The sequence below is a fragment of the Flavobacterium sp. CFS9 genome, from assembly GCF_041154745.1.
In the GTDB taxonomy this organism is placed as follows: Bacteria; Bacteroidota; Bacteroidia; order Flavobacteriales; family Flavobacteriaceae; genus Flavobacterium.
In genome coordinates this window covers 2,285,133-2,310,675 of sequence record NZ_AP031573.1, presented here as the reverse complement: position 1 = coordinate 2,310,675, position 25,543 = coordinate 2,285,133, and the positions used below count along the sequence as shown (strand labels likewise).

Annotated in this window: 18 protein-coding genes and 1 tRNA gene; 6 read left to right on the top strand and 13 right to left on the bottom strand. The window is 35.6% G+C overall.

What is annotated here, in order from left to right:
• Together ACAM30_RS10135 and ACAM30_RS10130 are read right to left on the bottom strand one after the other, a co-directional pair.
• A complete protein-coding gene (locus tag ACAM30_RS10135) occupies window positions 1-1,677 on the bottom strand; it encodes a peptide MFS transporter (protein WP_369618384.1) in 1,677 nt (558 codons plus the stop codon).
• A 47-nt stretch (window positions 1,678-1,724) separates the two neighbouring features.
• On the bottom strand, window positions 1,725-3,896 hold the full coding sequence (locus ACAM30_RS10130; protein WP_369618383.1) for a S9 family peptidase: 2,172 nt from the start codon (window positions 3,894-3,896) through the stop codon (window positions 1,725-1,727).
• 183 nt (window positions 3,897-4,079) lie between these two features.
• On the opposite strand from ACAM30_RS10130, the gene ACAM30_RS10125 reads away from it, so the two are divergent.
• Both ACAM30_RS10125 and ACAM30_RS10120 read left to right on the top strand, forming a co-directional pair.
• Window positions 4,080-5,393 carry a hydroxymethylglutaryl-CoA reductase, degradative gene (locus tag ACAM30_RS10125; protein ID WP_369618382.1) on the top strand — a complete coding sequence of 438 codons (1,314 nt, stop codon included), beginning with the start codon at window positions 4,080-4,082 and terminating at the stop codon, window positions 5,391-5,393.
• Between the two features lie 184 nt (window positions 5,394-5,577).
• A complete protein-coding gene (locus ACAM30_RS10120) occupies window positions 5,578-6,492 on the top strand; it encodes a GYDIA family GHMP kinase (RefSeq protein WP_369618381.1) in 915 nt (304 codons plus the stop codon).
• Window positions 6,493-6,536: 44 nt separating this feature from the next.
• Here ACAM30_RS10120 and ACAM30_RS10115 read toward each other — a convergent pair whose 3' ends face one another.
• The 7 genes from ACAM30_RS10115 to ACAM30_RS10085 all read right to left on the bottom strand — a co-directional run bounded on the left by ACAM30_RS10115 (window position 6,537) and on the right by ACAM30_RS10085 (window position 13,466).
• Entirely contained in the window at window positions 6,537-6,884 is a 348-nt protein-coding gene (locus tag ACAM30_RS10115) for a hypothetical protein (RefSeq protein WP_369618380.1), read from the bottom strand.
• Between the two features lie 341 nt (window positions 6,885-7,225).
• The gene (locus ACAM30_RS10110) at window positions 7,226-9,325 is read right to left on the bottom strand and encodes a peptidylprolyl isomerase (RefSeq protein WP_369618379.1); all 2,100 of its coding nucleotides are present in this window, start codon (window positions 9,323-9,325) and stop codon (window positions 7,226-7,228) included.
• A gap of 108 nt (window positions 9,326-9,433) precedes the next feature.
• Window positions 9,434-10,693 carry a hemolysin family protein gene (locus tag ACAM30_RS10105; RefSeq protein ID WP_369618378.1) on the bottom strand — a complete coding sequence of 420 codons (1,260 nt, stop codon included), beginning with the start codon at window positions 10,691-10,693 and terminating at the stop codon, window positions 9,434-9,436.
• Between the two features lie 3 nt (window positions 10,694-10,696).
• Window positions 10,697-10,891, bottom strand: coding sequence for a hypothetical protein (locus ACAM30_RS10100; RefSeq protein WP_369618377.1), 195 nt, complete (start codon window positions 10,889-10,891; stop codon window positions 10,697-10,699).
• Window positions 10,892-10,902: 11 nt separating this feature from the next.
• Window positions 10,903-11,454: an LPS export ABC transporter periplasmic protein LptC gene (gene lptC / locus ACAM30_RS10095; RefSeq protein WP_369618376.1), complete on the bottom strand. Its 552-nt coding sequence runs from the start codon at window positions 11,452-11,454 to the stop codon at window positions 10,903-10,905.
• A 52-nt stretch (window positions 11,455-11,506) separates the two neighbouring features.
• Entirely contained in the window at window positions 11,507-12,739 is a 1,233-nt protein-coding gene (locus ACAM30_RS10090) for a hypothetical protein (protein ID WP_369618375.1), read from the bottom strand.
• A complete protein-coding gene (locus ACAM30_RS10085) occupies window positions 12,732-13,466 on the bottom strand; it encodes a type III pantothenate kinase (protein WP_369618374.1) in 735 nt (244 codons plus the stop codon). Before ACAM30_RS10085 ends, ACAM30_RS10090 begins: the two co-directional genes overlap by 8 nt.
• 104 nt (window positions 13,467-13,570) lie before the next feature.
• Between ACAM30_RS10085 and ACAM30_RS10080 the strand changes: the two genes are divergently transcribed.
• From ACAM30_RS10080 to ACAM30_RS10070, 3 genes are all read left to right on the top strand, one after another.
• Window positions 13,571-13,643 (top strand) — tRNA-Phe (locus ACAM30_RS10080).
• 388 nt (window positions 13,644-14,031) lie between these two features.
• Complete coding sequence (locus ACAM30_RS10075) at window positions 14,032-15,528, top strand: MFS transporter (RefSeq protein ID WP_369618373.1); 1,497 nt, start codon at window positions 14,032-14,034, stop codon at window positions 15,526-15,528.
• A gap of 10 nt (window positions 15,529-15,538) precedes the next feature.
• Window positions 15,539-15,772: a DUF6814 family protein gene (locus ACAM30_RS10070; RefSeq protein WP_369618372.1), complete on the top strand. Its 234-nt coding sequence runs from the start codon at window positions 15,539-15,541 to the stop codon at window positions 15,770-15,772.
• Window positions 15,773-15,872: 100 nt separating this feature from the next.
• Here ACAM30_RS10070 and ACAM30_RS10065 read toward each other — a convergent pair whose 3' ends face one another.
• The 4 genes from ACAM30_RS10065 to ACAM30_RS10050 all read right to left on the bottom strand — a co-directional run bounded on the left by ACAM30_RS10065 (window position 15,873) and on the right by ACAM30_RS10050 (window position 24,230).
• A complete protein-coding gene (locus ACAM30_RS10065; protein WP_369618371.1) occupies window positions 15,873-18,746 on the bottom strand; it encodes an alpha-amylase family glycosyl hydrolase in 2,874 nt (957 codons plus the stop codon).
• A gap of 78 nt (window positions 18,747-18,824) precedes the next feature.
• Entirely contained in the window at window positions 18,825-19,577 is a 753-nt protein-coding gene (locus ACAM30_RS10060) for a SusE domain-containing protein (RefSeq protein WP_369618370.1), read from the bottom strand.
• Between the two features lie 23 nt (window positions 19,578-19,600).
• A complete protein-coding gene (locus ACAM30_RS10055; RefSeq protein ID WP_369618369.1) occupies window positions 19,601-21,229 on the bottom strand; it encodes a RagB/SusD family nutrient uptake outer membrane protein in 1,629 nt (542 codons plus the stop codon).
• A 37-nt stretch (window positions 21,230-21,266) separates the two neighbouring features.
• On the bottom strand, window positions 21,267-24,230 hold the full coding sequence (locus ACAM30_RS10050; protein ID WP_369618368.1) for a SusC/RagA family TonB-linked outer membrane protein: 2,964 nt from the start codon (window positions 24,228-24,230) through the stop codon (window positions 21,267-21,269).
• A gap of 237 nt (window positions 24,231-24,467) precedes the next feature.
• On the opposite strand from ACAM30_RS10050, the gene ACAM30_RS10045 reads away from it, so the two are divergent.
• A complete protein-coding gene (locus ACAM30_RS10045) occupies window positions 24,468-25,499 on the top strand; it encodes a LacI family DNA-binding transcriptional regulator (RefSeq protein WP_017494772.1) in 1,032 nt (343 codons plus the stop codon).
• The last annotated feature ends 44 nt before the right edge of the window (window positions 25,500-25,543 follow it).

The following is a 25,543-nucleotide window of genomic DNA, read 5'->3' as shown; positions in this document are numbered from 1 at the left end:
TTATCTAACACCATGCATCATTCTTTTCAGAAATGGAGTCAAAGCAAATAAGATAATTGCAGCAATACCGGTCAAAACAACAAATACCATGAAGAATTCGTATAAGTTATGAATTTCAAATCCGGCAAAGAAGTGATTGTGCGCGCTAATCTGATGTTTTTCCAACAAAGCCAATTGTTCAGCTGTTGGTGTAATTTTGTTATCTAAAACTGCCTGAAGGTCAATTCCTAATTCTTTTGCTTTTGCAAATTTATCTCCGGTTGCCGGCAAGATTGAACCTAAAGTTCCTCCTAAAGCATAACCTGAAGCATTTGACAAGAAGAATACCCCGTACAATAACGAAGCAAAACGTTTTGGAGAAAGTTTACCTACCAATGACAAACCAATTGGAGACAAACATAATTCGGCACATGTATTTAAGAAATATAATAAAATAAGCCATTTTACCAATAACAACCCTGATGTTCCGATATAAGAAACCTGAGTAGCGATCATGAAGAAACTAACTGAAATTACCACTAACCCAACGGCTAATTTTACCGGTGAGATTGGCTCTTTACCTTTAGCTCTCAAAGTATCCCATAAAATACTAAACGGCACTGCTAATAATACTACAAATAATCCGTTAAAAATCTGAACCATTGACGGAGGCATTTGCCATCCGAAGAAGTTTCTATCGGTTTGATTGTCTGCAATAAAAGTTAATGACGAACCTGCCTGCTCGAAAGCTGCCCAGAAGAAAATAATAAAGAAAGAAACGATGTAAATTACAATAATTCTATCTCTCTCTACTTTTGTCAAAGAAGTATCCGAAATAATTAATCCGGCCAATGACAGACCACTAGAATAAATCAAAGTATAAATTAAGTTCTGACCTACCACATAATGGAAAAAGAATCCTAAAGCCACAAAAGCGATTCCGGCTACAGTTAACGCTTTAGCAGAGAAATTAGCTTTTTGTGCTTCTCCTTCTTCGAAATCAGAAGCATCATTTTTAGAAGGCAAACCTCCTAATGGTTTTCCTTCAGGAGAAACCACATATTTATTTTTAAGAAAGTAAAAAAGAATTGTTCCAATAAACATTGCGGCAGAGGCAGCAAGGAATCCCCATCTAAACGCGTGAATATCTCTAATTCCGCCGGCATCTTTAACATCTCCTAATAACGGGCAAATAGACTGACCTAAAAAAGCTCCGATATTGATTCCCATATAGAAAATAGTAAAAGCACTATCTAATTTTGTTTTTTCCTGTTTCGGATATAAACTTCCTACCATACTTGAAATGTTAGGTTTGAAGAATCCGTTACCGAATACAATAACTCCTAATGCAGTGTACATAATGATCGTAGCAAATGCTCTGTTACCCTCAAAAATACTACCACTGGTAAACAACAGAAGCTGTCCGATTGCCATTAATAATCCGCCTAATAAAATACAGTTTCTGTTTCCTAAAAAACGATCGGCAACAAAACCGCCTAACATTGGTGTTAAATAACAAAGTCCAAGAAAACCTCCATAAATCAAAGAAGCTTCTTCTTCTTTCATTAATAATGAGTTTACAAGAAATAAAGTTAATAAAGCTCGCATTCCATAAAAGTTGAACCGCTCCCACATCTCCGTTCCAAATAATACCCAAAGTCCTTTTGGATGCGCTGATTTTACCTGAGTTTCTCCCATATTCTTTATTATTTATTTATGTTTAAGGTTTTAGTTTTGTTTTATAATTATAAATTTTCTTTGATGAAGTTAGTCATTTTGTTGTATAGCTGAATTCTGGTCTTTCCTCCATAAATACCGTGATTTTTATCCGGATAGATCTGAGAATCAAATTGTTTGTTCGCCTGAATGAGTGCTTCCATCATTTGCATGGAGTTTTGCACGTGTACGTTATCATCTGCTGATCCGTGAATCAATAAAAACTTCCCTTTTAGTTTGTCAACGTGGTTAATTGGAGAGTTCTGGTCGTATCCGCTCGCATTTTCCTGAGGAGTCTGCATGTATCTTTCGGTATAAACGCTATCATAAAAACGCCAGTTGGTTACCGGAGCAACAGCAATCGCCATTTTGAAAACATCATTCCCCTGGAAAATACAATTTGAAGCCATAAATCCTCCAAAACTCCAGCCGAAGATTCCAATTCTTGAAGCATCCACATAAGGATATGCTCCGATTACTTTTGCAGCATCAATCTGATCTTCTACTTCGTATTTTCCTAATTCTTTTTGAGTTACTTTTTTGAAATCAGCACCTTTAAAACCAGTTCCTCTTCCATCCACACAAGCTACAATATACCCTTGCTGTGTTAAGGATGCAAACCAATAATCGTCTGAATTGTTCCAATCGTTATTTACCTGCTGAGAGCCCGGACCAGAATACTGGTACATGAAAACAGGATATTTTTTTGAAGGATCAAAGTCTTTTGGTTTCAAAATCCATGCATTAAGCTCATTGCCTTTAGCTGTTTTTAAAACAAAAAATTCTTTTGTCGGTAAATTGTAAGCTTTTAATTTAGCAGAAAGTGCCTGATTGTTTTCGATAACCTGAATTTCTTTTCCTGTTTTCGCCTCATTTAAAGTATAAGTAGTCGGCTGTGTACTGTTTGAGAAAGTATTAATGAAGAACTGAAAGTTTGGACTAAAAGTTGCCGCACTTGTCCCTGTATTTTTAGACAGACGAATTTTATTCTTTCCATCTAAAGCAATACGATAAATATCTCTGTTGATTGAACCATTTTCTGTAGACTGATAGAAAATTGTTTTATTCTTTTCGTCGAAACCGTAGTAAGAAACTACTTCCCAGTTTCCTTTTGTAACCTGATTTTTAAGTTTTCCGTTTTTATCATATAAGTAAATATGATTAAATCCGTCTTTTTCACTTGTCCAGATAAAGCTATTATCTTTTAAGAAGGTCAAATTGTCGGTAACATCCACATAAGCTTTGTCTTTTTCATTCAAAACCACTTTTGCTGCAGCAGTAGTTCCATCTACAAACAATAAATCCAAATTATCCTGATGACGGTTTAAAACCTGAGCTGATAATACATTGCTATCATTTGTCCACTGTAATCTTGCAATATAGAAGTCATTGTAGTTTCCTAAATCCACTTTTTTACCTGTATTACTTACTGCGTCATAAATGTGTAAAGACACTACAGAGTTCTTTTCTCCTGCCTTAGGATATTTAAACGTTTCAATGGTTGGATACAAATCTTTTTGAAAGATTGACATCGAGAATTCCGGAACGGCACTTTCATCAAAACGGATGTAAGCTAATTTTTTACTGTCTTTACTCCAGTCAAATGCTCTAACAAAGGAGAATTCTTCTTCATAAACCCAATCCGTAATACCATTGATCACTGCATTTTTCTTTCCATCGGTAGTAACAGCTGTTGATTTTTTAGAAGTCAGATCATACACATATAAGTTATTCTCTTTTGCATAGGCGATTTTAGTTCCGTCCGGAGAAAAAGTTGGCTCCTGAATCTGAAAATCAAATAATTTAGTAAGCGTTTTTGTAGTGATATCGTATAAGAAATAATCTGCGGTAAACGAGTGACGGAAAATCTGTTTGGTATTACAGGCAATTAAAATCTTTTTTTCTGAAGCATCAAAAGTATAACTGTCAATTCCTTCAGCAAGAGCCGCATGATTCTTTGTGTCGATTAAATTGGCTACTTTTTTTAGTGTTGCAAAATCGTATAAATCTATCTGCATGCTGCGGCTGGCCTGATCTACATTTAGTACCGTATATTGGTCTGTTTTTTTTAACGATTGCAGTTCATCCATTCCTTTTGCCCGAAATGCTCCGCTATAAATATTCTCGACAGTAATTTTTTGCTGACCGAAAACAGTGGCCACTAAAAATAAAAGTATTACAGTAATTTTCCCCGTATTCATTAGATTTATTTTAAATATAAAAAAAGAGCCCAATTTTAATAAAAAAAATGAACATAATACCCATTTTAATTGTTAAATGTTAAAAAAAATAACGATTGCGTAGTTTTCAATTTTCAAATACATTGCAAACAAAAGTCTTAAAATAGTATCTTTGCCGCAACTTTATTATTTAAAACACTGAGAATGAACAACGCCGTTGCCGGATTTTCGAAATTATCCAAAAAAGAAAAAATAAACTGGATTGCCAATACCTATTTTTCAAGCCCTGAAGAAGCCCTTTCTATTATAAGAAATTACTGGAATACAGACGAAAAGCTGCAGCAATTGCACGATGAATTCATCGAAAACACCATCACAAACCTCTATATCCCGCTTGGAGTAGCGCCAAATTTCCTGATCAACGGAAAATATACCACAATTCCGATGGCAATTGAGGAAAGTTCGGTGGTAGCCGCAGCATCAAAAGCAGCAAAATACTGGTCGACCAGAGGCGGTTTTAAAGCAACGGTTATGGCTACCGAAAAAATAGGACAGGTACATTTTACTTTCAGTGGAGATGCTGAAAAACTGCAGTCCTTTTTCAATCAGATTAAACCTAAATTCTTCTCCGATACGCAAAGCATTACTAAAAACATGCAGCAACGCGGCGGCGGAATTTTAGACATAAAACTAAAAGACAAAAGAAGTCTTTTGGAAAATTATTTTCAGCTTCATGTTACTTTTGAAACCAAAGACAGTATGGGAGCGAATTTTATCAATTCGTGTCTGGAGCAATTTGCGACAACCTTAAAAGATGAATTCCACAATTCTGATTTGTTTTCGGAAGATGAAACGCTTAAAGTAATTATGAGCATTTTGTCTAATTATGTACCAAATTGTATTGTTAGAGCCGAAGTTTCCTGCCCTATCGAAGATTTAACAGAAAAACACATTCCGAATCCACAGGAGTTTGCCGAGCGTTTTGTACAGGCAGTTCAGATTGCCGAAGTTGAACCTTTCAGAGCTGTTACTCACAACAAAGGAATCATGAACGGTATTGACGCTGTAATTCTGGCCACCGGAAATGATTTCAGAGCAGTAGAAGCCGGAGTTCACGCTTATGCTTCTAAAAACGGTCAATATTCAAGTTTATCTCATGCTAAAATAGAAGACGGCATTTTTACGTTCTGGCTTGAAATTCCTTTAGCGCTGGGAACGGTAGGCGGATTGACTTCTTTACATCCACTGGTAAAACTATGTTTTGATATTCTTGAAAAACCTTCTGCAAAAGAATTAATGGAAATCGTTGCAGTTGCCGGTCTCGCACAAAACTTTGCTGCCTTACGTTCCTTAACTACTACCGGAATCCAGGAGGGACACATGAAGATGCACCTGAACAATATTATCAATCAATTTGAAGCAACTGAAGAAGAACGTCATTTAATTAAAACTCATTTTAAGAAAAATGCTGTATCGCATAGTGCTGTGGTTGAATTTATTGAGAGTTTAAGGAAATAGTCTTTTTTTTGCGAAATGTCAGATGTAAAATGTCAAATGTGAAATGCGAGGGGTCCCTTTTTATATTTTGAACCTTGAGCATTTTTCATTAAAGATCGCTGATTTTTGAATCATTAAGGGGGCCTTTTCAAAACCCGAAACAATAAACAACAAGCAACAAGCAACAAACAATATACAACAAAGCATGAAAACAACTTTTTACAGTAACGGGAAATTGCTTATTTCCGGAGAATACCTTGTTTTAGACGGAGCTGACGCTTTTGCCTTACCTACCAAATTCGGTCAGAATCTGGTGGTTGAAAATGGCTCAAACCAGGAAATCAACTGGAAGAGTTATGATTTTGATGGACAGTTATGGTTTGAAGATTCGATTCCTTTTTCAGAGATCATCAACAATCCAAAGTCAGAAATCGAGACTGTAAAAACGACTTTGATTCAAATTCTTCATGAAGCTTACCTTCTGAACCCGGATTTTCTAAAAGATACTGACGGCTACAAGATCAGCACACATCTTACATTTCCTAAAAACTGGGGATTAGGTACTTCTTCAACTTTATTGAACAATGTTGCACAATGGACAAAAGTCAATGCTTTTACTTTACTAAAAAACAGTTTTGGAGGCAGCGGTTATGACATAGCCTGTGCCCAAAATGACACACCAATTGTTTATCAAATTGAAAATAATACGGTAAAATCAGTCTCTTTTAACCCTGATTTTACAGATAAAATTCATTTTGTGTATCTCAATAAAAAACAGAATAGTAAAGCAGCTATAAAAGCCTATTACAACAATAAAAATCAGAATTTAGCGCAAAACATAGCCGAAAACAACAAAATTACTTCTAGCCTTATCAATGCTAAAACAGCAAAGGAATTTGCTCTTGCTCTTGAAAAACACGAGGTTCATTTGAGCGATATCCTGGAAATGGAAACCATCAAAGAGATTGCTTTTCCAGATTTCAATGGAGTCGTAAAAAGTCTTGGCGCCTGGGGTGGAGATTTTGTGATGGTGATCTCTAAAGAAAATCCCAAATCTTATTTTACTTCAAAAGGATACGGAACCATCCTGAGTTACGAAGAAATGATTCTACAAAAATAAAGTCATCAGATTTTAACCGACCTAAAACCAAAAGAAAGGAGATTTTAATTTACTTTTTTACTTTCGCGATCTTTGGTTTCCAGTTTTCTGACTTTTTGATTTTCCAGTTCATTAGATTCTCTAAGCGTGTTGTGTAGCCGCTCGGCCATTTTTTCTATATTATTGGTTATAGAATCATAAACCTCTTCCATTCTGCGGTGCTTTTCTTCTTTTATTGCTTTTAAAACATCTTCCACAAAAGCTTTATCGTACTTCTCAGCAACAGAATCTCGAGTATTGGTTAACCTGATTACATAATCGTTACCCAATACCGTCACTTTAAAATGCTGTTCTTCATTACTTAAATAATACTTCCCACCCAATTCATCCCCGTTGATTTCGGTACTACTCAATTTTAAAAGCTCTGTTATTATTCCGAAAATATGATTTTCAATCTTAGAATAAGCTCTGGGCTTTCTTTTCAACAGCTTAAACATAAAGATGGAATGCTGGATTACTACAATATTTATTCATCAGTCTTAAGTCGATTTTGTTTAAATTTTTAAATATAATTTCAACAAATTAACTGTAATATTCTTAATACCACAAACTTTTAACCAAAATTCCTCACAAAAAATCTAAAAACCACACAACAAAACTCCTTTAATCGCACTTAATACATAACAATAAAAAAAACCGAAACATTCTGTAAGAACGTTTCGGTTTTTATATTTAAACCTTAACTAACTAAAAACTAGTAGTTAAATTGCAATCTGTTATCTTCAATTTTAGCGTTAGCTTTCAATGCCGGTAAAATTCTGCTTGCATCAGATGCGCTTTGTGCTTTTACTTTAGCCACATATTCTGCATGATTAGCAGCTGCAGGAGCTTTTACTGTACTGATGTTTTTCACTACATATACACCTGTATTACCTTCAATTGGAGCAGAGATTTTGTTTGCAGCCAATGCAAATGCATTACCTACTACTTTTGGCTCTTGTCCTACACCTCCTGGCAATACCGGGCTGTCCATAGTTACGTTAGTTGCTTGCTGAACGGCAACACCTGCACTTTTAGCAATAGCTTCAAGTGACGAACCTTTCATTTTTGCTTTTAAGATCTCAGCTTTTTTCTTGTTTTTCAAAATTGACTCTACATAAGGTCTTGCCAAAGTTACAGATACTAAACCTGATTTGTTTTCGCTTTTGTATTGTGCAATTACGTGACCGATATTAGCCAATTCGAAACGTTTTACATCTCCGGTGTTCGTTTCTTTATCAAATGCCCATCTGATGATGTTACGTTGGTTTCCTAATGGACCAAATGCTTCGTCCATAGCTTTTGCAGTTATCGGAGCAGCTACTTTTAAACCTAATTCTTTTGCTGTAGCAGCGAAATCTTTATCAGCAGCATCCATTTCAAATTTAGTTGCTAATGTAAATACTTTATCAGAAGTAGCTTCAGAAGGCTCGATTTTTTGAGCAATAGTAGCTAAACGAATTCCGTCTTGTTTGTCGGTAATTTTGATCACGTGAAATCCAAAAGGAGTTTCAACTAAACCAACTTTTCCAATTCCGTTGCTGAATACAAAATCATTGAATGGTTTCACCATTTGGTTTGGACCAAAATATCCTAAATCTCCTCCTTGTTGTGCAGAAGAATCATCTGAACTTGTGAAAGCCAACATCATGAAACTATCAGGGTTTGCCTGAACCTGAGCCAAAATTTCTTCTGCTTTAGCTTTAGCTTCTTCTTTAGTTCTTTTCTCTTTTGTATTTGGAGTCTGAGAACCTTCGTATCCAATTAAAATATGACTTGCTTTTGCGTTAACTCCTGCTTTAAATCCTAAAGATTTAGAAATCGCATAGTATCTTCCGTAAACGTATGGTCCGTAAATTGCTCCTGCAGGTAAGCTGAATAATTTATCAGCATCAACAGCCGGTAAAGCATTTTTAGGTACGTAAGTTGAATCGTAAGGAACATCAGAATTTGAGTTTACAAATTCAGCAATGTTAGTAGCATTTTTAAATCCTGGCAAAGTATCGTTCTTACCCGTTTTAGCATTGTACTCTACTCTTCCGTTTAATAATGCAGTAATTTTAGCTTTAATTTCAGCTTCGTCTTGTTTTGAAGCTTTGTCTTCTACTAAAACATATTGAATCTCACGAGTTGCATCCGCTTTGAATTTCTTCTCGTTTTTCTTCATATATTCTACAATCTCTGAATCAGAAATCTTTACTTCACTATCTTTAATTGAAGAATACAAAGCAGCAGCGTAAGCAAAGTTTACTTTGTTAGCTTCCATTTCATATTTTAGTTTTCCTTCGCTTACAGTAGTGTAAAGTCCAGACTTTACTAATGTATTGTAGATTTGAAATTTAGCGTTTAGCTCAGCATCTTTCTCTTTTTGAGAGATAAATTGTGCTGCTTCCGGATTCGTTTTAAAGTATTCTTTAAATTTAGCTACATCAAAAATACCAGCAGCATTTAAGAACATTGGGTTTTTACCAATATTCGGATCTGCCTTTAAAACTTCAAGTAAGTGTTTTTCACCCACTCTCAATCCTAATTTATCAAACTGTGTTGATAATAATGCGATTGAAACCTCTTGGTCCCAAACTCTGTTTGCAGCTTCAGTGGAAGTAATTCCTTGACCACTTTTTTCAACATTACTAACTTTAACTCTAAAGTCTTCAAATGAAATATCTTTTCCATCGATGCTTCCCACATCTTTTGAACTTTGACCAAATGTTCCTCTAGTGAATAGATCTTGTATTATAAATGCAAATAATGCAAGTGCAATAACTCCTATCAATAAAGCGGAACGCTGTCTAATTTTTGCTAAAACTGCCATTTTTATTATCGTTAATTTTATATTCAGTTTGCGAAAATACAATTATCTAGTTAATAACAATACAACTAGCGTTTTATTTTACACAATTTTTTTTATTAATTTCAAAAATCACTCTTTTATTGTCAATTTAACCAATTCGATTTTCTTATTTGTGGCTTCTTCAATCACAAAATGATAGCTTCCAATTCGTATTTCTTCTCCTTTTTGAGGAATTTCCTTGGTAGAATTGACAATAAACCCGCCTAAAGTCCCGTAAGAATCCTCCTCCGGAATAGCTAATTTATAGGTTTCATTGAGATATTCTACATCTAATCGTGTCGAAAACAAATACCTGCCTTCTCCCAATTCCTGTTCAATCAATTCCTCATCTAAATCATGCTCGTCTTCAATCTCACCAAAAAGCTCCTCCACAATGTCTTCTATTGTAATAATTCCGGAAGTCCCTCCGTATTCATCCAAAACTACGGCCACATTTTTTCGCTTTTTGATCAGCAGATTTAGTACATCTTTTATCAAAATGGTTTCAGGAACAAATTCAACTGTCATCAAAACCGATTTTATTGTTTTTGGCTTTTTAAACAAATCAAACGAATGCACATAACCCACAATATCATCGAGTGAGTTTTGACTCACTATGATTTTTGAATATCCGGTTTCTACAAATAATTCTTTAAGATCTGCAACACTGTCAAACAAATCAATATCGACAATTTCGGTACGCGGGGTCATAATATCACGGGCTTTTACACCTGAAAACTCCAGTGCATTCTGAAAAATCTGAATTTCAGAATCTACTTCTTCATCATCTTCAACAGCATTCATTTGTTCTGCAATATAATTCCCCAGTTCAACTTTACTAAAATACAACTGTATCTGATCTCCTTCTGTTTTAAAAAATTTACGCAGAATAAAATCTGAAATCCAAATGAAAAAAGTGGAGAAATAATAGAACAAACGATAAAACAGATAGGCAGGAATTGCAAAAATCTTGATTAATGAATTGGCATAAATCTGAAAAAAAACTTTTGGAAAAAACTCAGCTGTTATTAAAACAACAAAAGTAGAAATAGTCGTTTGAACCAGTAAACTGGTTAAATTTGAAAAATGCCCTCCTGAATTGATAATCCATTTCAGAATCAGATCTCCCATGTAAAATCCGTAAACAACCAAAGCCAGATTATTACCAATAAGCATTGCAGCAATAAACTTTGAAGGATTTCCGGTAAGTTTTGTTAGAATTTGTGAGGCAAAATTATCTTGTTTTTTTTCAATTTCAAGATAAATTTTATTGGAGGAAACAAAAGCGATTTCCATTCCTGAAAAAAAGGCTGACAATATTAAACATAATATTATAATCCCTATTTCCATTGTTTACTGCTTTTTATTACGGTCGCCAAATTTCTTGACAAATCTCCTCCTAAAGAAGAACATAAATACTGCCATCCCTGCAATTAAAAAACTTAAAGCGGCGGTATCATTTCCATCGTTTATCTTTGTAAAACCATCGTAAATAAAGTAAATGGCAAATATGATGTAAACGTATTGTGTATATTTTATGTAACCCATAATCTCTTTTTTTATTCGTCTGATTCAATCTCACCGCTCACACGCTGCGAATTAATCACTTTAAAATCCTTACTAAAATCTATTCCCTGCCCGATTGAGCTTCCTTTTGCATCTGTAAGTCTAAACTTCCTTTCGGTATAAAACCATTCGTTCGTCTGATCGAAGTACAGCTGTTCTGTTTCCAGCATTTGCCCCTCTTCTGAAGTGATTCTAACTTTTCCCTGCAAGTCAATTATACCTGTTGGCTTATAGGAAACTGCATAATTTGATCTTATAAAGGTACGCTTTTGATTTTTATCGTATAAGGTAACATCAATTCCTTTTGGAAATTCGGTAAACGGAAAATCCAAATTAGAATAATCCAGCATTTTAGGACTTTTCAAAACCCCGGTTATGCGTCCGGAATCTGTATATTTAATATCAACGGTATCTGCATCACTTCCGGGAACAAACTCTGAGAAGTTAATTTTCTGAACCTCTTTAAAATTACTTTCGCACCCAAAAAACAGTGTCACAGTAAAAACTGTGACAGCCGCTATTGTATATCTTTTTGATAAATTCATTTGTCAAATGTAGTAAATTGTAATGAGCTTAAAAAAACATAAAAGTTTATGTTTAATTAAATTTACTTTTCACGAACCATTTATCATTAAATGAGAAGCTCATACTAAAATTGAAATAATTTTCCTGAACTAAACCAGCTGACATTGTTCCTCTTTTTCCGAACTCAAGTCCAATATTAACATTTGAAAAAGATCCATTATTAAGTGGAATTCCCATACCTAATGTCATTCCCAGGTCATTGATCTCCTGATTATTTACGACCAAACCAATTTTCTCGTATTTTAATCCGGCCCTATACGTCATTCGGCTAAAATAGCTTGTGAATGATCCATAATTAGGAATATAGTAACCACCTATCGCATACTTTTGGTATTTTTCGTAACGTACATTATCTCTTGTATTGTAAAAATTCGCAAGCTGTCCGTCACCCTGAAAAGAAATCGTAGTACCCACTAACCATTTTCTGGCTTCACCGATACCAGCACCAAAGGTTACTTTATTTGGTAACTTAAGTTTATTTGTCTGCTCAGGAGTTGTAATTGGATCCGGATCACCATCTACCTGAATAACTCTGTTACTGGTTGAAGTCAAATTACTGGCAAAAGTATAATTCAAACTGGTAAACAAACTTAATTTTTTATCAATTTTTGTTTGATACATTGTACCAATATTAAAATTAATTCCTGATAACTCAGAATCATTTGTTTCTCTGGTTGCATTTTCAACATCTGTTCTAAGCGCTAAACTTGTTGTTGTAATTTTTCCGAAATTATACTGTGCATCAACTCCAATATTCCAGTTCTTTTTAATCTGATATCCTAAACCAAAAAACACTTTATTAACTCCGCCTTTTCCCTGAAGCTGTGTGCTTGTAGCACCTTGTGTATCTGTAAGGTCATTTTGAATTTTATATCCAACAGAACTTAACGGAACCAAACCAAACGCTGCTCCAAATTTTCCCATCGGAATTCCTAATGCCAAATAATCAAAAGTAGCTCTTTGTGCCTTTTCAGATCTTTCGCTGGTCTTCAAATTAGTTGTACCAAAAGATCCTCCAACCGTAAAAGTTGTAAACTTTAAACTCGCATAACTGGCAGGATTTTCAATATTCAGGTGAATACTATCCTGTTCCACCGCAACTCCGGACATCGATCTGTTTTCAAGGGTCCCTTTAAATCTTGTATCTCCAATTCCGTAGAAAGAATAAGGCGATGCGGTACCCTGTTGAGCGAAGGAAACGAACGAGATAAGCAAACAAGCGCTTACTATAATTTTTTTAATCATTGTCGATTTTATATTGAAATGTTTGGTTCAAACTCTCCAAAAGGAAATTTGAATTGGCAAATATGGTATTTTTTAATCGTTTAGCCAAAAAATCTGCATCACCTCCCGTTAAAATTATTATAAAATTTGAAAAGTTTGCCCGATATTCATCGATAAAACCATCAATCTCATAGACGAATCCATTGACCACTCCGGAGTGAATCGCCTGTTTTGTGGAATCTCCAATATAGGAATCCGGAGACTCTAAAGTGAGTAACGGAAGCCTGGCTGTAAAATTGTGCAAAGATTCATAACGCAGTCTCAGTCCCGGAGAAATAGCTCCTCCTAAATAGTTATCATTTTCGTCGATGAAATCGTAGGTTATACAAGTTCCGGCGTCAATTACCAGTCTGTTTTGTTTGGGAAATTTCAAAGTTGCTCCGGCTGCCAAAACCATTCGGTCTATTCCTAATGTTTTTGGAGTGGCATATTTATTTGTGAAGGGAAAAATATCCTCATGAGTTAAAAAATGAACTTTTAGATCCTTTTCGAAAGTCAGGAAAGATTGTTTTTCTACATTTCCAACCGATGCAACAACCAAATCGGAGCATTTCTGAAATTTTTCTAAAATTTTTTTAATTTTTTTTTCGAGCTCATTTTTCTCGAAAGTAAAAGTTTCAAGAACAGTACCTCCCTCAAATACAGCAGCTTTAATTCTGGTATTTCCAACATCAACCGTTAAAATCATGTTTGTTTTTTTAGCAAGGCGAAGATACGAATTGATTTTTTTAAAAAAATGTTTTGGATAAACGAAAAATGATTCTATCTTTGCACCCGCAATGCGCACAGCACGGTACCTTAGCTCAGATGGTAGAGCAATGGACTGAAAATCCATGTGTCCCTGGTTCGATCCCTGGAGGTACCACAACAACCCACTCAACCGAGTGGGTTTTTTGTTTTTACTATCTTTCCTTCGTAATTAAAACAAGAAAAATTAAATATTTTAATACTGATTTTTTTCTTTGCGATCAGGCTTTTGCCCTTTCAGGGCGTAAACAAACATCTCCATCTCCCATAGTGCTTTGCACTATGCTATTGCCAGAGCTCTTTCAGAGTAACAATTCTACATTACTTTCTTCCGGAGAAATAAACAGCAGACAAATCTTTTACGAAAACTATTCTGCCTAAAAAACAATATTTATTTTTTATTATCCTTTTGTTAAAAAATCATTAAATAAATAAAAAAATATCTTATATATTCGCGAAATAGCATTTTATACTTTTATTCATCATCAAGTACACAAAGTCAGCTTATGAGCAACACCTCTGCAAAAGGCATCTGGAAAGTAATTTCGGCATCGTCGATGGGAACCATGATTGAATGGTATGATTTTTATATTTTCGGTAGTTTAGCTGTCGTCATTTCAACCAAATTCTTTCCCAGTGATAATCCTACCGCTGCATTCCTATCCACTTTAGCCACTTTTGCTGCCGGATTTGTAGTACGTCCTTTTGGAGCGCTATTCTTCGGAAGACTTGGTGATATCATCGGACGTAAATACACCTTTATGGCAACTCTCTTATTAATGGGGGGCTCTACTTTTTTAATAGGCTGTATTCCGAGTTATGATACGATTGGATTTTTAGCTCCTTTATTAGTTTTAATTCTTCGTTTACTTCAGGGGCTTGCTCTTGGGGGCGAATATGGCGGTGCAGCTACTTATGTGGCAGAACATGCTCCTGCAGGGCAAAAAGGATATTGGACTTCGTGGATTCAAACTACCGCAACAGTTGGTTTATTTATTTCTTTGATGGTCATATTGACCACAAAAAACATTCTTTCAACCGAGGATTTCGATTCCTGGGGATGGCGTGTTCCCTTTTGGGTTTCTATTGTAATGATCGGAATTTCGTACTTGATTCGTAAAAACATGGATGAATCTCCTGTATTTGCCAAAGCTAAAAAAGAAGGAACAACAAGTACCAATCCTTTAAAGGAAAGTTTTGGGAATCGATATAACCTGAAATTCGTTTTACTCGCGTTGTTCGGCGCCACTATGGGCCAGGGTGTTGTTTGGTACACGGGGCAATTCTACGCCATGAGTTTTATGAAAACTGTGATGAATATTAATTCGTCGCAAGTAGATGAATTACTGGGAATCGCATTGTTGTTCGGAACTCCATTCTTTATTTTTTTTGGATGGCTGAGTGATAAAATAGGACGTAAACACATTATGATGGGCGGAATGCTGCTCGCTATTTTGTTTTACAGACCCATTTACAAAAAGATGTACAACATCACCGATCTAAAATACAAGACCGAAATAGCCGAGAAAACAACTATAACTACAGCTATTTTTAAAGAAAATCAAACCATTACCACGATTTCAAAAACCTATACGGACGGAACTACGTATACAGAAAAGAAAACAAACTTTGCGGATAAAAAAGAATCTCAGAGCAGTGTTATTATAAATATCAATTCTAATGATGAATGGGCTTTAATTTTCTTAGTTTTCATTCAGGTTTTATTTGTTACTATGGTTTACGGCCCCATTGCAGCGTTTTTAGTTGAACTGTTTCCAACTAAAATCAGATATACTTCGATGTCACTTCCTTATCATGTAGGGAACGGAATTTTTGGCGGTTTACTCCCCGCAATTTCAACTTATTTTGTAACTCATGCTAAAGCTGCCGAAAAAGAAGATTTTTATCTTGACGGACTTTGGTACCCCATTATTATAGCCTCGGTATGTTTTGTAATTGGCATGGTTTACATCGAAAATAAAAATAAAACAAATCACCTTTAATATATTATTTATGAATTCAATCAAACAAGCTTTAGGTGTTCTGTGGATTATACTGGCAATTGCAGCGACTTATTTCTGCATTTTCGAATTTGGCTTACCTAAACTGCTTTCAGACAAACAAGACGATCTTGTATTCGGAATCATTATTCTTTTCATTCTCACTCCATTAATTGTTTTGGGGCTAGGTACTTTTGGCTATTTTGCTGTAGCAGGGGAATACAATACTAAAATAAAAAGATCATAAAAAACGAAAGGACTGTCTAAAAACTGACAGTCCTTTCTCACCACTAACAAAACCAAAAATCTTTTACCCGTCAGTTACATTTTCTATTTATTTCGATAAATTACTTTTTAATAAACTTCATTACCTGAGTATGTCCATTCTCATCAACTGCTTTAACAAAGTATAAACCTGTTTTCAAATCGCTTACAGCAAACTGAGAATCCCTATTTTCTTTGATGCCAAAGCTTTTTACGAGTTGGCCTGAAACTGCATAGACCTGAACTTTTGATACTGGCACATCTAAAGTAAAATAATCTGTAACCGGATTGGGGTACAAATGAACTGCGCTTCCTTTTTCAAAATCTTTAATGGCTAAATTTGCTGCTTTATTACCATAAATTCTATACTCTCCTGCAGGAAGATTTAAGGGGGCATTTACATCTGTAACATTAATCGTAGTATTGTCCATCAAATCATACCAGGTACCTGTATATTGAAAACCTGTTGGAACATTTTGAGCAGTAACGTCAAAATTTGCTATTATTAAAACATCCTTTAACTGAGTTGAAGACAAGGCCGAATTGGTAATTTTAATATTAACTGATAACGAATTTGCGTTTGCAATTACGGGAGTTCCCAAAAAAACAGGCTCCTTTATTTTCAGAGTAATCATCTTTGCCCAGTCGTTGTAAATTTTACTGCGTGCTGAATTACCCAGCCAGTTATTAACCCATTGAGGCTGTGGTTTTGTGTCGAGTTTACAATCGCCCCCTATGGCATCAAAATCGGTATTGACAGAATTATTGCTACAGGTAAAAATAGAATTCTCCCATCCTAATTCTCCAAAATGCCAAATCATTTTTGGTCCCGGAACTAATAGTGAAACGGCACCAATTGCCGACATTCTGGACAATGCAGTGTCTAACGTTTTTACATTATATCCTGTTCCTGAATTTCCGTATTGTATATTTTTATACATCAAACGTTCTTCATCATGACTTTCAGCATATCCCATTAATCGGTTTGCTGTAAAACCATGACTGCTACTGGCCATCCTTGAGATATTGCTCTCATTTGCATAGCCCATTGACAGTTGATTGTAAGGCCCTGTCATTTTCCCCCACATCATGACTCCTTTAGAAGGTGTTTCGGCAATTCTGTAATTGGCCCATTCTTTTTCCTCGGTATCGGATCCCAGGTGTTCAAAAATAGTATAATGTGTAGGATCGAGACTCCATGAATAATCAGCATATTTCTTTAAGACATCTACTCTGTCCTGTTGATAAGCATCCGTACAGACTCCATCAGAAGCCGTACAATTTTGTGTAAAACCTTTGGTTAAATCCCAACGGAAACCGTCAATTTTATACTCTTCAATCCATTGTTTAACGACACGATCAACATAATTCTGCGTTTTTAACGACTGGTGATTGAAATCTTCTCCTACATTATAAGCATGTTTGGCAACGGTATTAAAATATGGATTTTCAGCAGTTGGCGAACCAAAACCGTCCCCATCCGGATCATTCATCCACATTCTCACCATCGGATTTCTTCCAAAAGCATGATTTAAGGCAACATCCAGAATTACCGCAATTCCATTTTGATGACACAAGTCAATGAATTCTTTTAACTTATCTGAAGTCCCGTAAAATTTATCCAAAGCCATATGAAACGAGGTATTGTATCCCCAGCTTTCATTACCTTCGAACTCCATTACCGGCATTAATTCGATTGCGTTTATTTTAAGATTTTTGAAATAATCGATACGGTCTATCAGACTTTGATAATTTTTGGCTGCATCAAAATCACGAACTAAAACTTCGTAAACTACTAGCTTTTCTTTTTCAGGTTTTACAAAATTGGTCACCTGCCAATTGTACGGTGTTTGTCCTGTTTTTAAAACGGTCACCTCAAAGTTCTGTCCTGCCGGATAAACAGGCATATTGGGGTAAGAAGTTGCAGGAATAGAGGAATCATCATAAGGAGACAATACTAAAGTGGAATACGGATCGGCAGTTTTTACCATCGAAGGGGAATTCGTCAATGGTGTTGCATCCACTACCCAATATTGATAAGTATTGTTTGCGCCTGAAACCAATCCAGTTAATTCTAACCAGAATTTACCTGAAGCAGGGTCTTTTTTCATAGCATAAGCCGATGACGGTTGCCAATTATTAAAACTTCCCGCTATATAAACAAAGTCTTTTAAGGGTGCGTCTAAAACCAAAGTTGCTTTTGTGGCATCGGACGAATTATAATTTATTCCATCAACCAAGCCTATCGGCATTGCTTCTGAAACCGTATTTGGATTTACTACTACAGAAAATTTCTTTACAATAATAGTTGCTCCCTGAGTCACACTCAGTTCATAACTTTGATTACTTGTAATATTTGAATGAGAATAAGAATAACTTGTCGTACTTGTAATGGTATTAATGGTAGCCCCGTTTGACTTCAAAATGTAGCTTGCCGCACCGTTTGTATTGGTGGCCGCAATATTAAAATTTGCACCTGAAGCAATAATTGTTGTGCTATTTTCTGCAGGACTGGTGAGGCTTACCTGAAAAGTTCCTACTTCAACCTGGATATCCTGCGATTTTTTATCTCCTGTTCCGTCTTTCGCTTTTACCAAAAAACCTATTCTCCCAATTCCGTTTCTATTAAAATAAACCGATGGCGTTAAGGTTTTAGTATACGTATCCGTTGCTGAATCATATGTAAATCTGGCTGCTTCATTAGAGGCTGTCCAGGATCCGTTCGACGGTGAATCCAATTGATTTATATCATTAACATCATACGACCATGACCAAAGATACAGTGCATTTCCGGTTACTGACCAGCTGCCTTCGTTGATACTATTTCCGTTAACCGTAATAGTTATAGAAGTGGTATCTTCAAAAGTTGGCGGACTTATGGAGTAAGTTATCGTTTGTGATTGGGCAAAAGTAGCCACGGACCACAAAAATGTGATCAATAGTAAAGTTTTTTTCATAATGTGGTTGATTGGTTAGTTAGTCGGACTAAAAAAAGGGCTATCTTCTAACAGATAGCCCTTTTCGATTTTCTAAATCTAATTCTTTTTAATAGTATAAGTTTTAGCTGTAAAATCAATAACAATAGTATAATTTCCAGCTACTGTAATTGGAATATTAGCACCTCCGGCATCTAATGTTAAATCATTACCATCATCTCCAAAGTTAGTACCCCATGAATCATCTAGTCTAAATTTGATTTCTCCTACTGTTAATGGTCCAACATAAGAATATTTTTTAGTACTTAAATCATAATCTAAATTGGTGTCAGGATCATTCCATCCGTTAGGAGTTGCAGAACCAATAATACCCCAATTTGGCCAAGCCGGGTATGGAGTTGCTGTAATCGTATAAAAATTTGAAACCTGACTTACTGAACCTGTTGTTCCCAGGGAAGATTTAACACGTACATCAATCTGAGCTGCCTTAAATGGAGCAAAACCTGCATTTAAACAAGCTGAATTCAAGTCTGCCACTGTAAAACTTTTAAATTTATCGGTTGTTGTAGCCACTACAGTTGGAGTTTTAAAATTAGTTCCTGCAGCAGCCATTTCCAGACTATAAGTCACAACAGTATGAGTTCCGTTATACTGAGCATCATCCCACACAAATGTTGTTGCAGCATTTGCAGCATTTGTATTCTGAAGCACAATGCTAAAATCTGATTTTGGAGTTAATAATACCGGTGCCGTTGCCGCTTCAATTACTGGTCTGTCTTGTACATCATCCGCATTACATGATACCGTTAGTACACCAACGAATGCAAGTAAAATTCTATATATATTTTTCATTTTATTATTTTTTATAAGGTTAGTTAGTATCCTGGATTTTGTTTTAAAGTTGGATTTGCCTGAATTGTTTTTAAAGGAATTGGCATCAAATCTCTGGAAGGATCTGTAGCACTACCGTTCATAACTCCGCCTTTCCACTGCCAGATTTTAGATCCTCCTGTGAATTTTCCAAAACGAATTAAATCGGTTCTTCTGTGACATTCCCAAAACAATTCTCTTCCTCTTTCATTTAAGATAAAATCTAGTGTCAGATCAGAAGCTGCAATTGTTGCAGCCCCCGCTCTGGTTCTAATTTTATTCACATATCCTACAGCTGTAGCAATGTTAGCCGCGCTTGCTCCTCTTACAGCAGCTTCTGCATACATTAAATACACATCTGATAATCTGTACATTGGAAAATCTGTATCTGGAATATCATTTCTTTGCGCTGCAGTTCCGTCAGAATTTACGTTTGTATATTTCGTAACTGCATATCCTTCGGTAAAAATGTCAACTCTGGCAATATCTAAATTTTGTCCTTTAGTATAAAAAGTCCCTCTTTTGTCGCCTGTTGCAGTTGCATCCGGAAAAAGAGCAACAAACTCTTTACGAGTTCTAATTCCTGCCCAGCCACCATTCATTCCCTGAGCAGCCGCATCCATACTACCACCTATAGAAGCATGAAGTATAAAACTCATTCCACCACCTGTAGCTCTAATCGCATTTCCATCACTTACAACAGGGAAAATAAATTCGTTTTGAGCTCCGTTTCTATTGTTATCTGCCGAAAATAAATTTTTGTACGGTATATTGGCAAAAGTATATTGTGAATTATCAATAATATCTTTACATACAACCGCTGCTTCATTATTTCTATCTGTTCCTGTATAAACTTTTGAATTCAGATAAATTTGTGCTAATAAAAACTTAGCCGCTGTTTTATCAACTCTTCCATATTCATTTTGCTTAGAAGCTACCAGACTGGCATCGATATCTTTTAACTCCGATTCGATAAAAGCAAAAACTTCAGCTCTTGATTTTTGTACCGGATAAAAGAATCCAACAGGGTCGTTTTCAGTAGTGATTGGCACATTCCCGAACAAATCCATTAAATTGTAGTATGAAAATGCTCTTAGGAAACGAGCTTCAGCTCTAAATGCAGCTATTTGAGCTTTTAAATTAGCATCAACTCCTCTGGCAGTCAATTTTTCATCAGTAGTTTGTCTCAAAAACTCATTGGCTACACTAATATGATAGAATGCTCTGGAAAAAGTTCCATACAAGAACTCATTATCTGCAGACCAGGTTTGCCCATTTAAACTTGGTAAATTACCATCAGCCCACGCGATAATTGCTTCGTCAGTAGGAAATTCCTGTGTTACAAAAAGCAATCTTAAGTAACTGCTAAAATCACCACCTATTCCCGCTATATCAGGGTTCTTTCCAGGTGTATTGGCATCACCGTCACCATCATTACCACCTACATACAATCCGGCATATAATTTTGCCAATACTTGCTTGTATGAAGCAGGATCTTTATAGAAAGCTTCAGAAAGAAATTCATCATCATCTTTAGGCGTCACGTCCAGATCGCCAGTACATGAAGTAAGTGTCAGATTCAATCCTAAAATAAATAGGAGAAAATAAGATATGTATTTAAATGATATTTTCATTTTTGTATGTTTTAAATTTTTGTTTTTTAATGTACTATTAGAAACTTGCATTTACACCAAATATGAAAGTTCGGGCTCTTGGATAAACATTGTTATCTATTCCGTTAAATTTCTCCGGATCCAGACCACCATACTTTGTAAGTACAAAAACATTTTGCACTCCACCAGTGAATCTTAAAGAAACGTCTTTTAATAGTGCCTTATCAAGGGTATACCCCAGAGTAACATTATCTAATTTTATAAAAGAAGCATCTTTTACAAAATAATTAGACAAGTAGTTGTTGTTCGTTACGAATCCCGTGTTATTGTAATCAGAACTGATGTTTCCTAAATCAGATTGTCTTCTCAATCCTGCCAGTAAATATCCTTTGTCTGAGCTTACGTTATCATAAATATAATTCCCTAAACTGGCTCTCCAGTTCATTGTAAAATCAAACTTCTTGTAGTTTAAAGTAGAGAATAATCCAAAAGTGTAATCTGCTGATGGTTTGTGATATTTGTAGCGATCTCCGTCGTCAATTTTTCCGTCCCCATTTCTGTCTGCATAAGCTCCTTCAATTGGTTTTTTGTTCGAATCATACAATTGTTCATAAACAAAGAATGAATTTGGTGCATACCCCACAGAATTAATAAGGATTTTATTCCCGGATCCTCCTGCAATATTATCCCCTACAATATATCCTGTAAAACCTGGTATTGTAGTTCCTAAATTTGTAATTTTCTGGTGAAGATAAGTAGCATTAAAAGCAACATTCCAAGTCAGATTATCGTTTTTCACAATATCCGACTGAATACTAAACTCAACCCCTTTTGTTTCAAAACTTCCGATATTATTAAATCCCTGATTTCTTAAATTCGCTCCGTCCGGAACCAAAACATCCGCTAACAAATCACTTGATTTTTTATCAAAATAGTTTACCGTACCTGTAATTCTGTCGTTAAAAAATCCAAAATCGACTCCTATATTAGTTTCGGCCAATTCTTCCCATTTGATACTTGTATTATATCCTTCCGGTCTTGCTGTTGGGTAAACTGTATTTCCGAAAATGTATTGAGAATTAATAGTTCCTAAAGTTACTCTTGGTAAAAAGTCATACGCAGACGTAATGTCTTGCTGTCCGGTAGTACCATATCCTACTCTTAATTTTAAACTGGACAATGTACTATTTCCTTTCAGGAATGATTCTTCTGCAACATTCCATGCAAAAGCTGCTCCACCAAAATTACCCCATCTGTTCTCTTTAGAGAAACGAGAAGTTCCGTCTCTTCTATAGTTTAAAGTCAATAAATAACGACTGTCGTAATTTAAAGTCAAACGTCCAAAATAAGACTGAAGATTAACATCCGGGTCAGTTGCTACGTCCTCATTTGGATTTGGCTGTCTAACTTCTCCTGAAGAATACTTCTCTTTTTGAAATAACTGGTAGTTATATCCAGCAGTAGCGTCGATTTTAAACTTTCCTAAACTTTTTGTATAGTTAAAGTAAGTGTTTAGATTTTTATTTTGAAGATCATCTGTATAGGAGTTGTAATTTCCTAAGTTTATCCAATTCCCACTACTAAAAACATTTGGCTGGTATCCCAGAATACTTTCTGTACTTTGTCGATTATACCCGTTGCTGCTGAATCTATCAATACCGGCTTCAGCAATAATTCTTAAATCTTCAAAGAAATGAAATTTATAATCTACACTAATATTACCCCATTTTCTGGTAGAAGTAGCTCTTTTATCTTCCTGATTTAATCTGGCTACAGGATTTCTGGCCGGTAATAAAGGTACATTACCATTTGCTTCCAACCATTCAAAATAACCTCCATAACGAGAACCTTCCTGATAAACAGACTGCGTAGGATCAAAAGCTAATGCGCTTCCAATTACTCCTCCTTCATCCTGAAATTGATTTTTAGCAAATGCAATGTTTCCGCTAATGTCAATTTTTAAGTGATTGTCAAATAATACCGGATTTAACGATATCGATGTCGTAGTTCTTTCAAAAGAAGTATTTCTTAGGATTCCAGGATTATCTACATTTCCAACAGATAAACGTACTGGTAATTTATTAAACAAAGCACCACTTACCGAAATATTATTGTTTGTTGTAAGTGCTGTGTGAAAGATTTCGTCCTGCCAATTTGTGTTTGCTGTTCCTAATGTCGCTTTTTGCTGCGGTGTACCTTTTGCATTTACGACAGCACGGAATTGATCTGCACTTAAAACATCTACTGTATTGGCTACTGTATTAATACCAACCTGAGAGCTAAAATTAACCTTCACTCCACCTTTTGTTCCTTTTTTAGTCGTAATAACAATTACACCATTTGCTGCACGAGAGCCATAAATAGCTGCTGCTGATGCATCTTTAAGAACCGTAAAAGACTCAATATCATTAGGATCAATTGTTGACAGAATACTTGTGGCACCACTTGGCACAGCATTACTTAATGGTAGTCCGTCTAAAATAATTAACGGATCATTAGAAGCACTTAAAGAAGATCCTCCACGAATTCTGATATCGGCTTTAGCTCCCGGAGCACCTCCTCCAACAACATTCACACCAGCGATACGTCCACCGATTAAACTTTCCGGAGTAACGTTAATTCCTTTGTTAAATTCTTTGGCTGAAATTTGAGATACTGAACCTGTTGCATCCTTTTTCTTAACCGTACCGTAACCTACCTGCACCACAACTTCTTTAAGCTGATTGGTATCTTCTTCCAGAGAAACGTTTAGTGTTTTTTGGCCATTATAGATTACAGTTGACGTTTTGTATCCGATAAATGAAACCAAAATTTTGTCCCCATTTTTCACATTAGATAACTGAAATTTACCGTCAAAATCTGTTGATGCTCCACCAGGAGCACCCTGTACATTTACATTTACTCCCGGGATTGGTTGTCCCGTTGCCAAATCGACAACTGTTCCGGTTAAAGTGCTTTGAGCCAACACAGTAAACGGCAACAAGAGGAATAAAAATAACAACTTTTTGTAAATTGTTTTCATACTTTTTGTTTAAATTTAGTTTGAGTTTTTGATTGTTAGTTAAGTTTTTAATTTTACTTCGAATTTCAAAATTAGGAATTAATTAACATGCCCAACCGGTTGGCTTTTTTATTGGTTTACGAAAACGTGGTAGTGTTGAAAACTTTCTTTTTTTTGTAATCTTTTAAGTCAAAAATTGTCGATTATAGAAATATAAGATACCTTTATTAACAATTAGATTTTTTTCAAATAACAATTATGAAACGTAAAATAACCCTAAAGCAGATTGCAAAGGAACTTGACGTCTCTATCTCAACAGTCTCAAAATCATTGAGAGACAGCCAGGAAATAGGAGAAGAAACGCGCGCAAAAGTGCAGGCATTTGCAAAGTTTTACAACTACAAGCCCAACAATATTGCCCTTAGTTTAAAAAATCGAAAAACCAAAAGTATTGGCATTATCATTCCGGAAATTGTGCATCATTTTTTCTCTACCGTGATCAACGGAATTGAACAGGTAGCCAATGAAAATGGCTATAGCGTTGTGATCTGTTTGTCTGATGATTCTTTCGATAAAGAAGTCCTGAATATGGAGATGTTAGCCAACGGAAGTATCGATGGTTTTATCATGTCGCTCTCTAAAGAAACACAATACAAAGGTGATTTTCACCACATTACTGAGGTTATCAATCAGGGAATGCCGGTGGTTATGTTTGACCGAGTGACTAATGATATTTTATGCGATAAAGTGATTATTGACGATAAAGCCGCAGCTTATGAAGCCGTTCAGAGTCTGATTGACAACGGCCGCAAAAAAATCGCTCTGGTAACGACTGTAGATTATGTAAGTGTGGGAAAACTCAGAACCGACGGTTACGAAAAAGCCCTTCTCGATAATGGATTGCCTTTTAATGAAGATTTAATCATAAAAATTGAAGATGTAGACACTTGCGAAATCACCATCAGTCAGCTATTGCATGACCGTGCATTTGATGCTGTTTTTGCGGTAAATGAGCTTTTTGCGGTAACGATTATCAAAACCGCAAGTAAAATGGGCCTCAAAGTTCCCGAAGATATTGCTGTAATCGCCTTTACTGACGGAATTATCTCTAAATACTCTACTCCAAGCATCACGACCGTAAGTCAGAGTGGCGAAAAAATGGGAAATAAAGCTGCCAAAATGCTAATCGAAAGACTCGAAGCCGAACATGAGGATGACGAAGAAGAGAACGAAAATTACACCACAGAGGTCATTGAAACCCATCTTATAAAAAGAGAATCTACTGACTAAAAATCTAAAAATCAATATTTTATAAAGTCACAAACAATATTTAT

Coding starts and splice junctions, on each gene's coding strand:
- ACAM30_RS10135 (WP_369618384.1), bottom strand. CDS start 1,677: ATGGGAGAAACTCAGGTAAAATCAGCGCATCCAAAAGGACTTTGGGTA.
- ACAM30_RS10130 (WP_369618383.1), bottom strand. CDS start 3,896: ATGAATACGGGGAAAATTACTGTAATACTTTTATTTTTAGTGGCCACT.
- ACAM30_RS10125 (WP_369618382.1), top strand. CDS start 4,080: ATGAACAACGCCGTTGCCGGATTTTCGAAATTATCCAAAAAAGAAAAA.
- ACAM30_RS10120 (WP_369618381.1), top strand. CDS start 5,578: ATGAAAACAACTTTTTACAGTAACGGGAAATTGCTTATTTCCGGAGAA.
- ACAM30_RS10110 (WP_369618379.1), bottom strand. CDS start 9,325: ATGGCAGTTTTAGCAAAAATTAGACAGCGTTCCGCTTTATTGATAGGA.
- ACAM30_RS10105 (WP_369618378.1), bottom strand. CDS start 10,693: ATGGAAATAGGGATTATAATATTATGTTTAATATTGTCAGCCTTTTTT.
- ACAM30_RS10100 (WP_369618377.1), bottom strand. CDS start 10,891: ATGGGTTACATAAAATATACACAATACGTTTACATCATATTTGCCATT.
- lptC (WP_369618376.1), bottom strand. CDS start 11,454: ATGAATTTATCAAAAAGATATACAATAGCGGCTGTCACAGTTTTTACT.
- ACAM30_RS10090 (WP_369618375.1), bottom strand. CDS start 12,739: ATGATTAAAAAAATTATAGTAAGCGCTTGTTTGCTTATCTCGTTCGTT.
- ACAM30_RS10085 (WP_369618374.1), bottom strand. CDS start 13,466: ATGATTTTAACGGTTGATGTTGGAAATACCAGAATTAAAGCTGCTGTA.
- ACAM30_RS10075 (WP_369618373.1), top strand. CDS start 14,032: ATGAGCAACACCTCTGCAAAAGGCATCTGGAAAGTAATTTCGGCATCG.
- ACAM30_RS10070 (WP_369618372.1), top strand. CDS start 15,539: ATGAATTCAATCAAACAAGCTTTAGGTGTTCTGTGGATTATACTGGCA.
- ACAM30_RS10065 (WP_369618371.1), bottom strand. CDS start 18,746: ATGAAAAAAACTTTACTATTGATCACATTTTTGTGGTCCGTGGCTACT.
- ACAM30_RS10060 (WP_369618370.1), bottom strand. CDS start 19,577: ATGAAAAATATATATAGAATTTTACTTGCATTCGTTGGTGTACTAACG.
- ACAM30_RS10055 (WP_369618369.1), bottom strand. CDS start 21,229: ATGAAAATATCATTTAAATACATATCTTATTTTCTCCTATTTATTTTA.
- ACAM30_RS10050 (WP_369618368.1), bottom strand. CDS start 24,230: ATGAAAACAATTTACAAAAAGTTGTTATTTTTATTCCTCTTGTTGCCG.
- ACAM30_RS10045 (WP_017494772.1), top strand. CDS start 24,468: ATGAAACGTAAAATAACCCTAAAGCAGATTGCAAAGGAACTTGACGTC.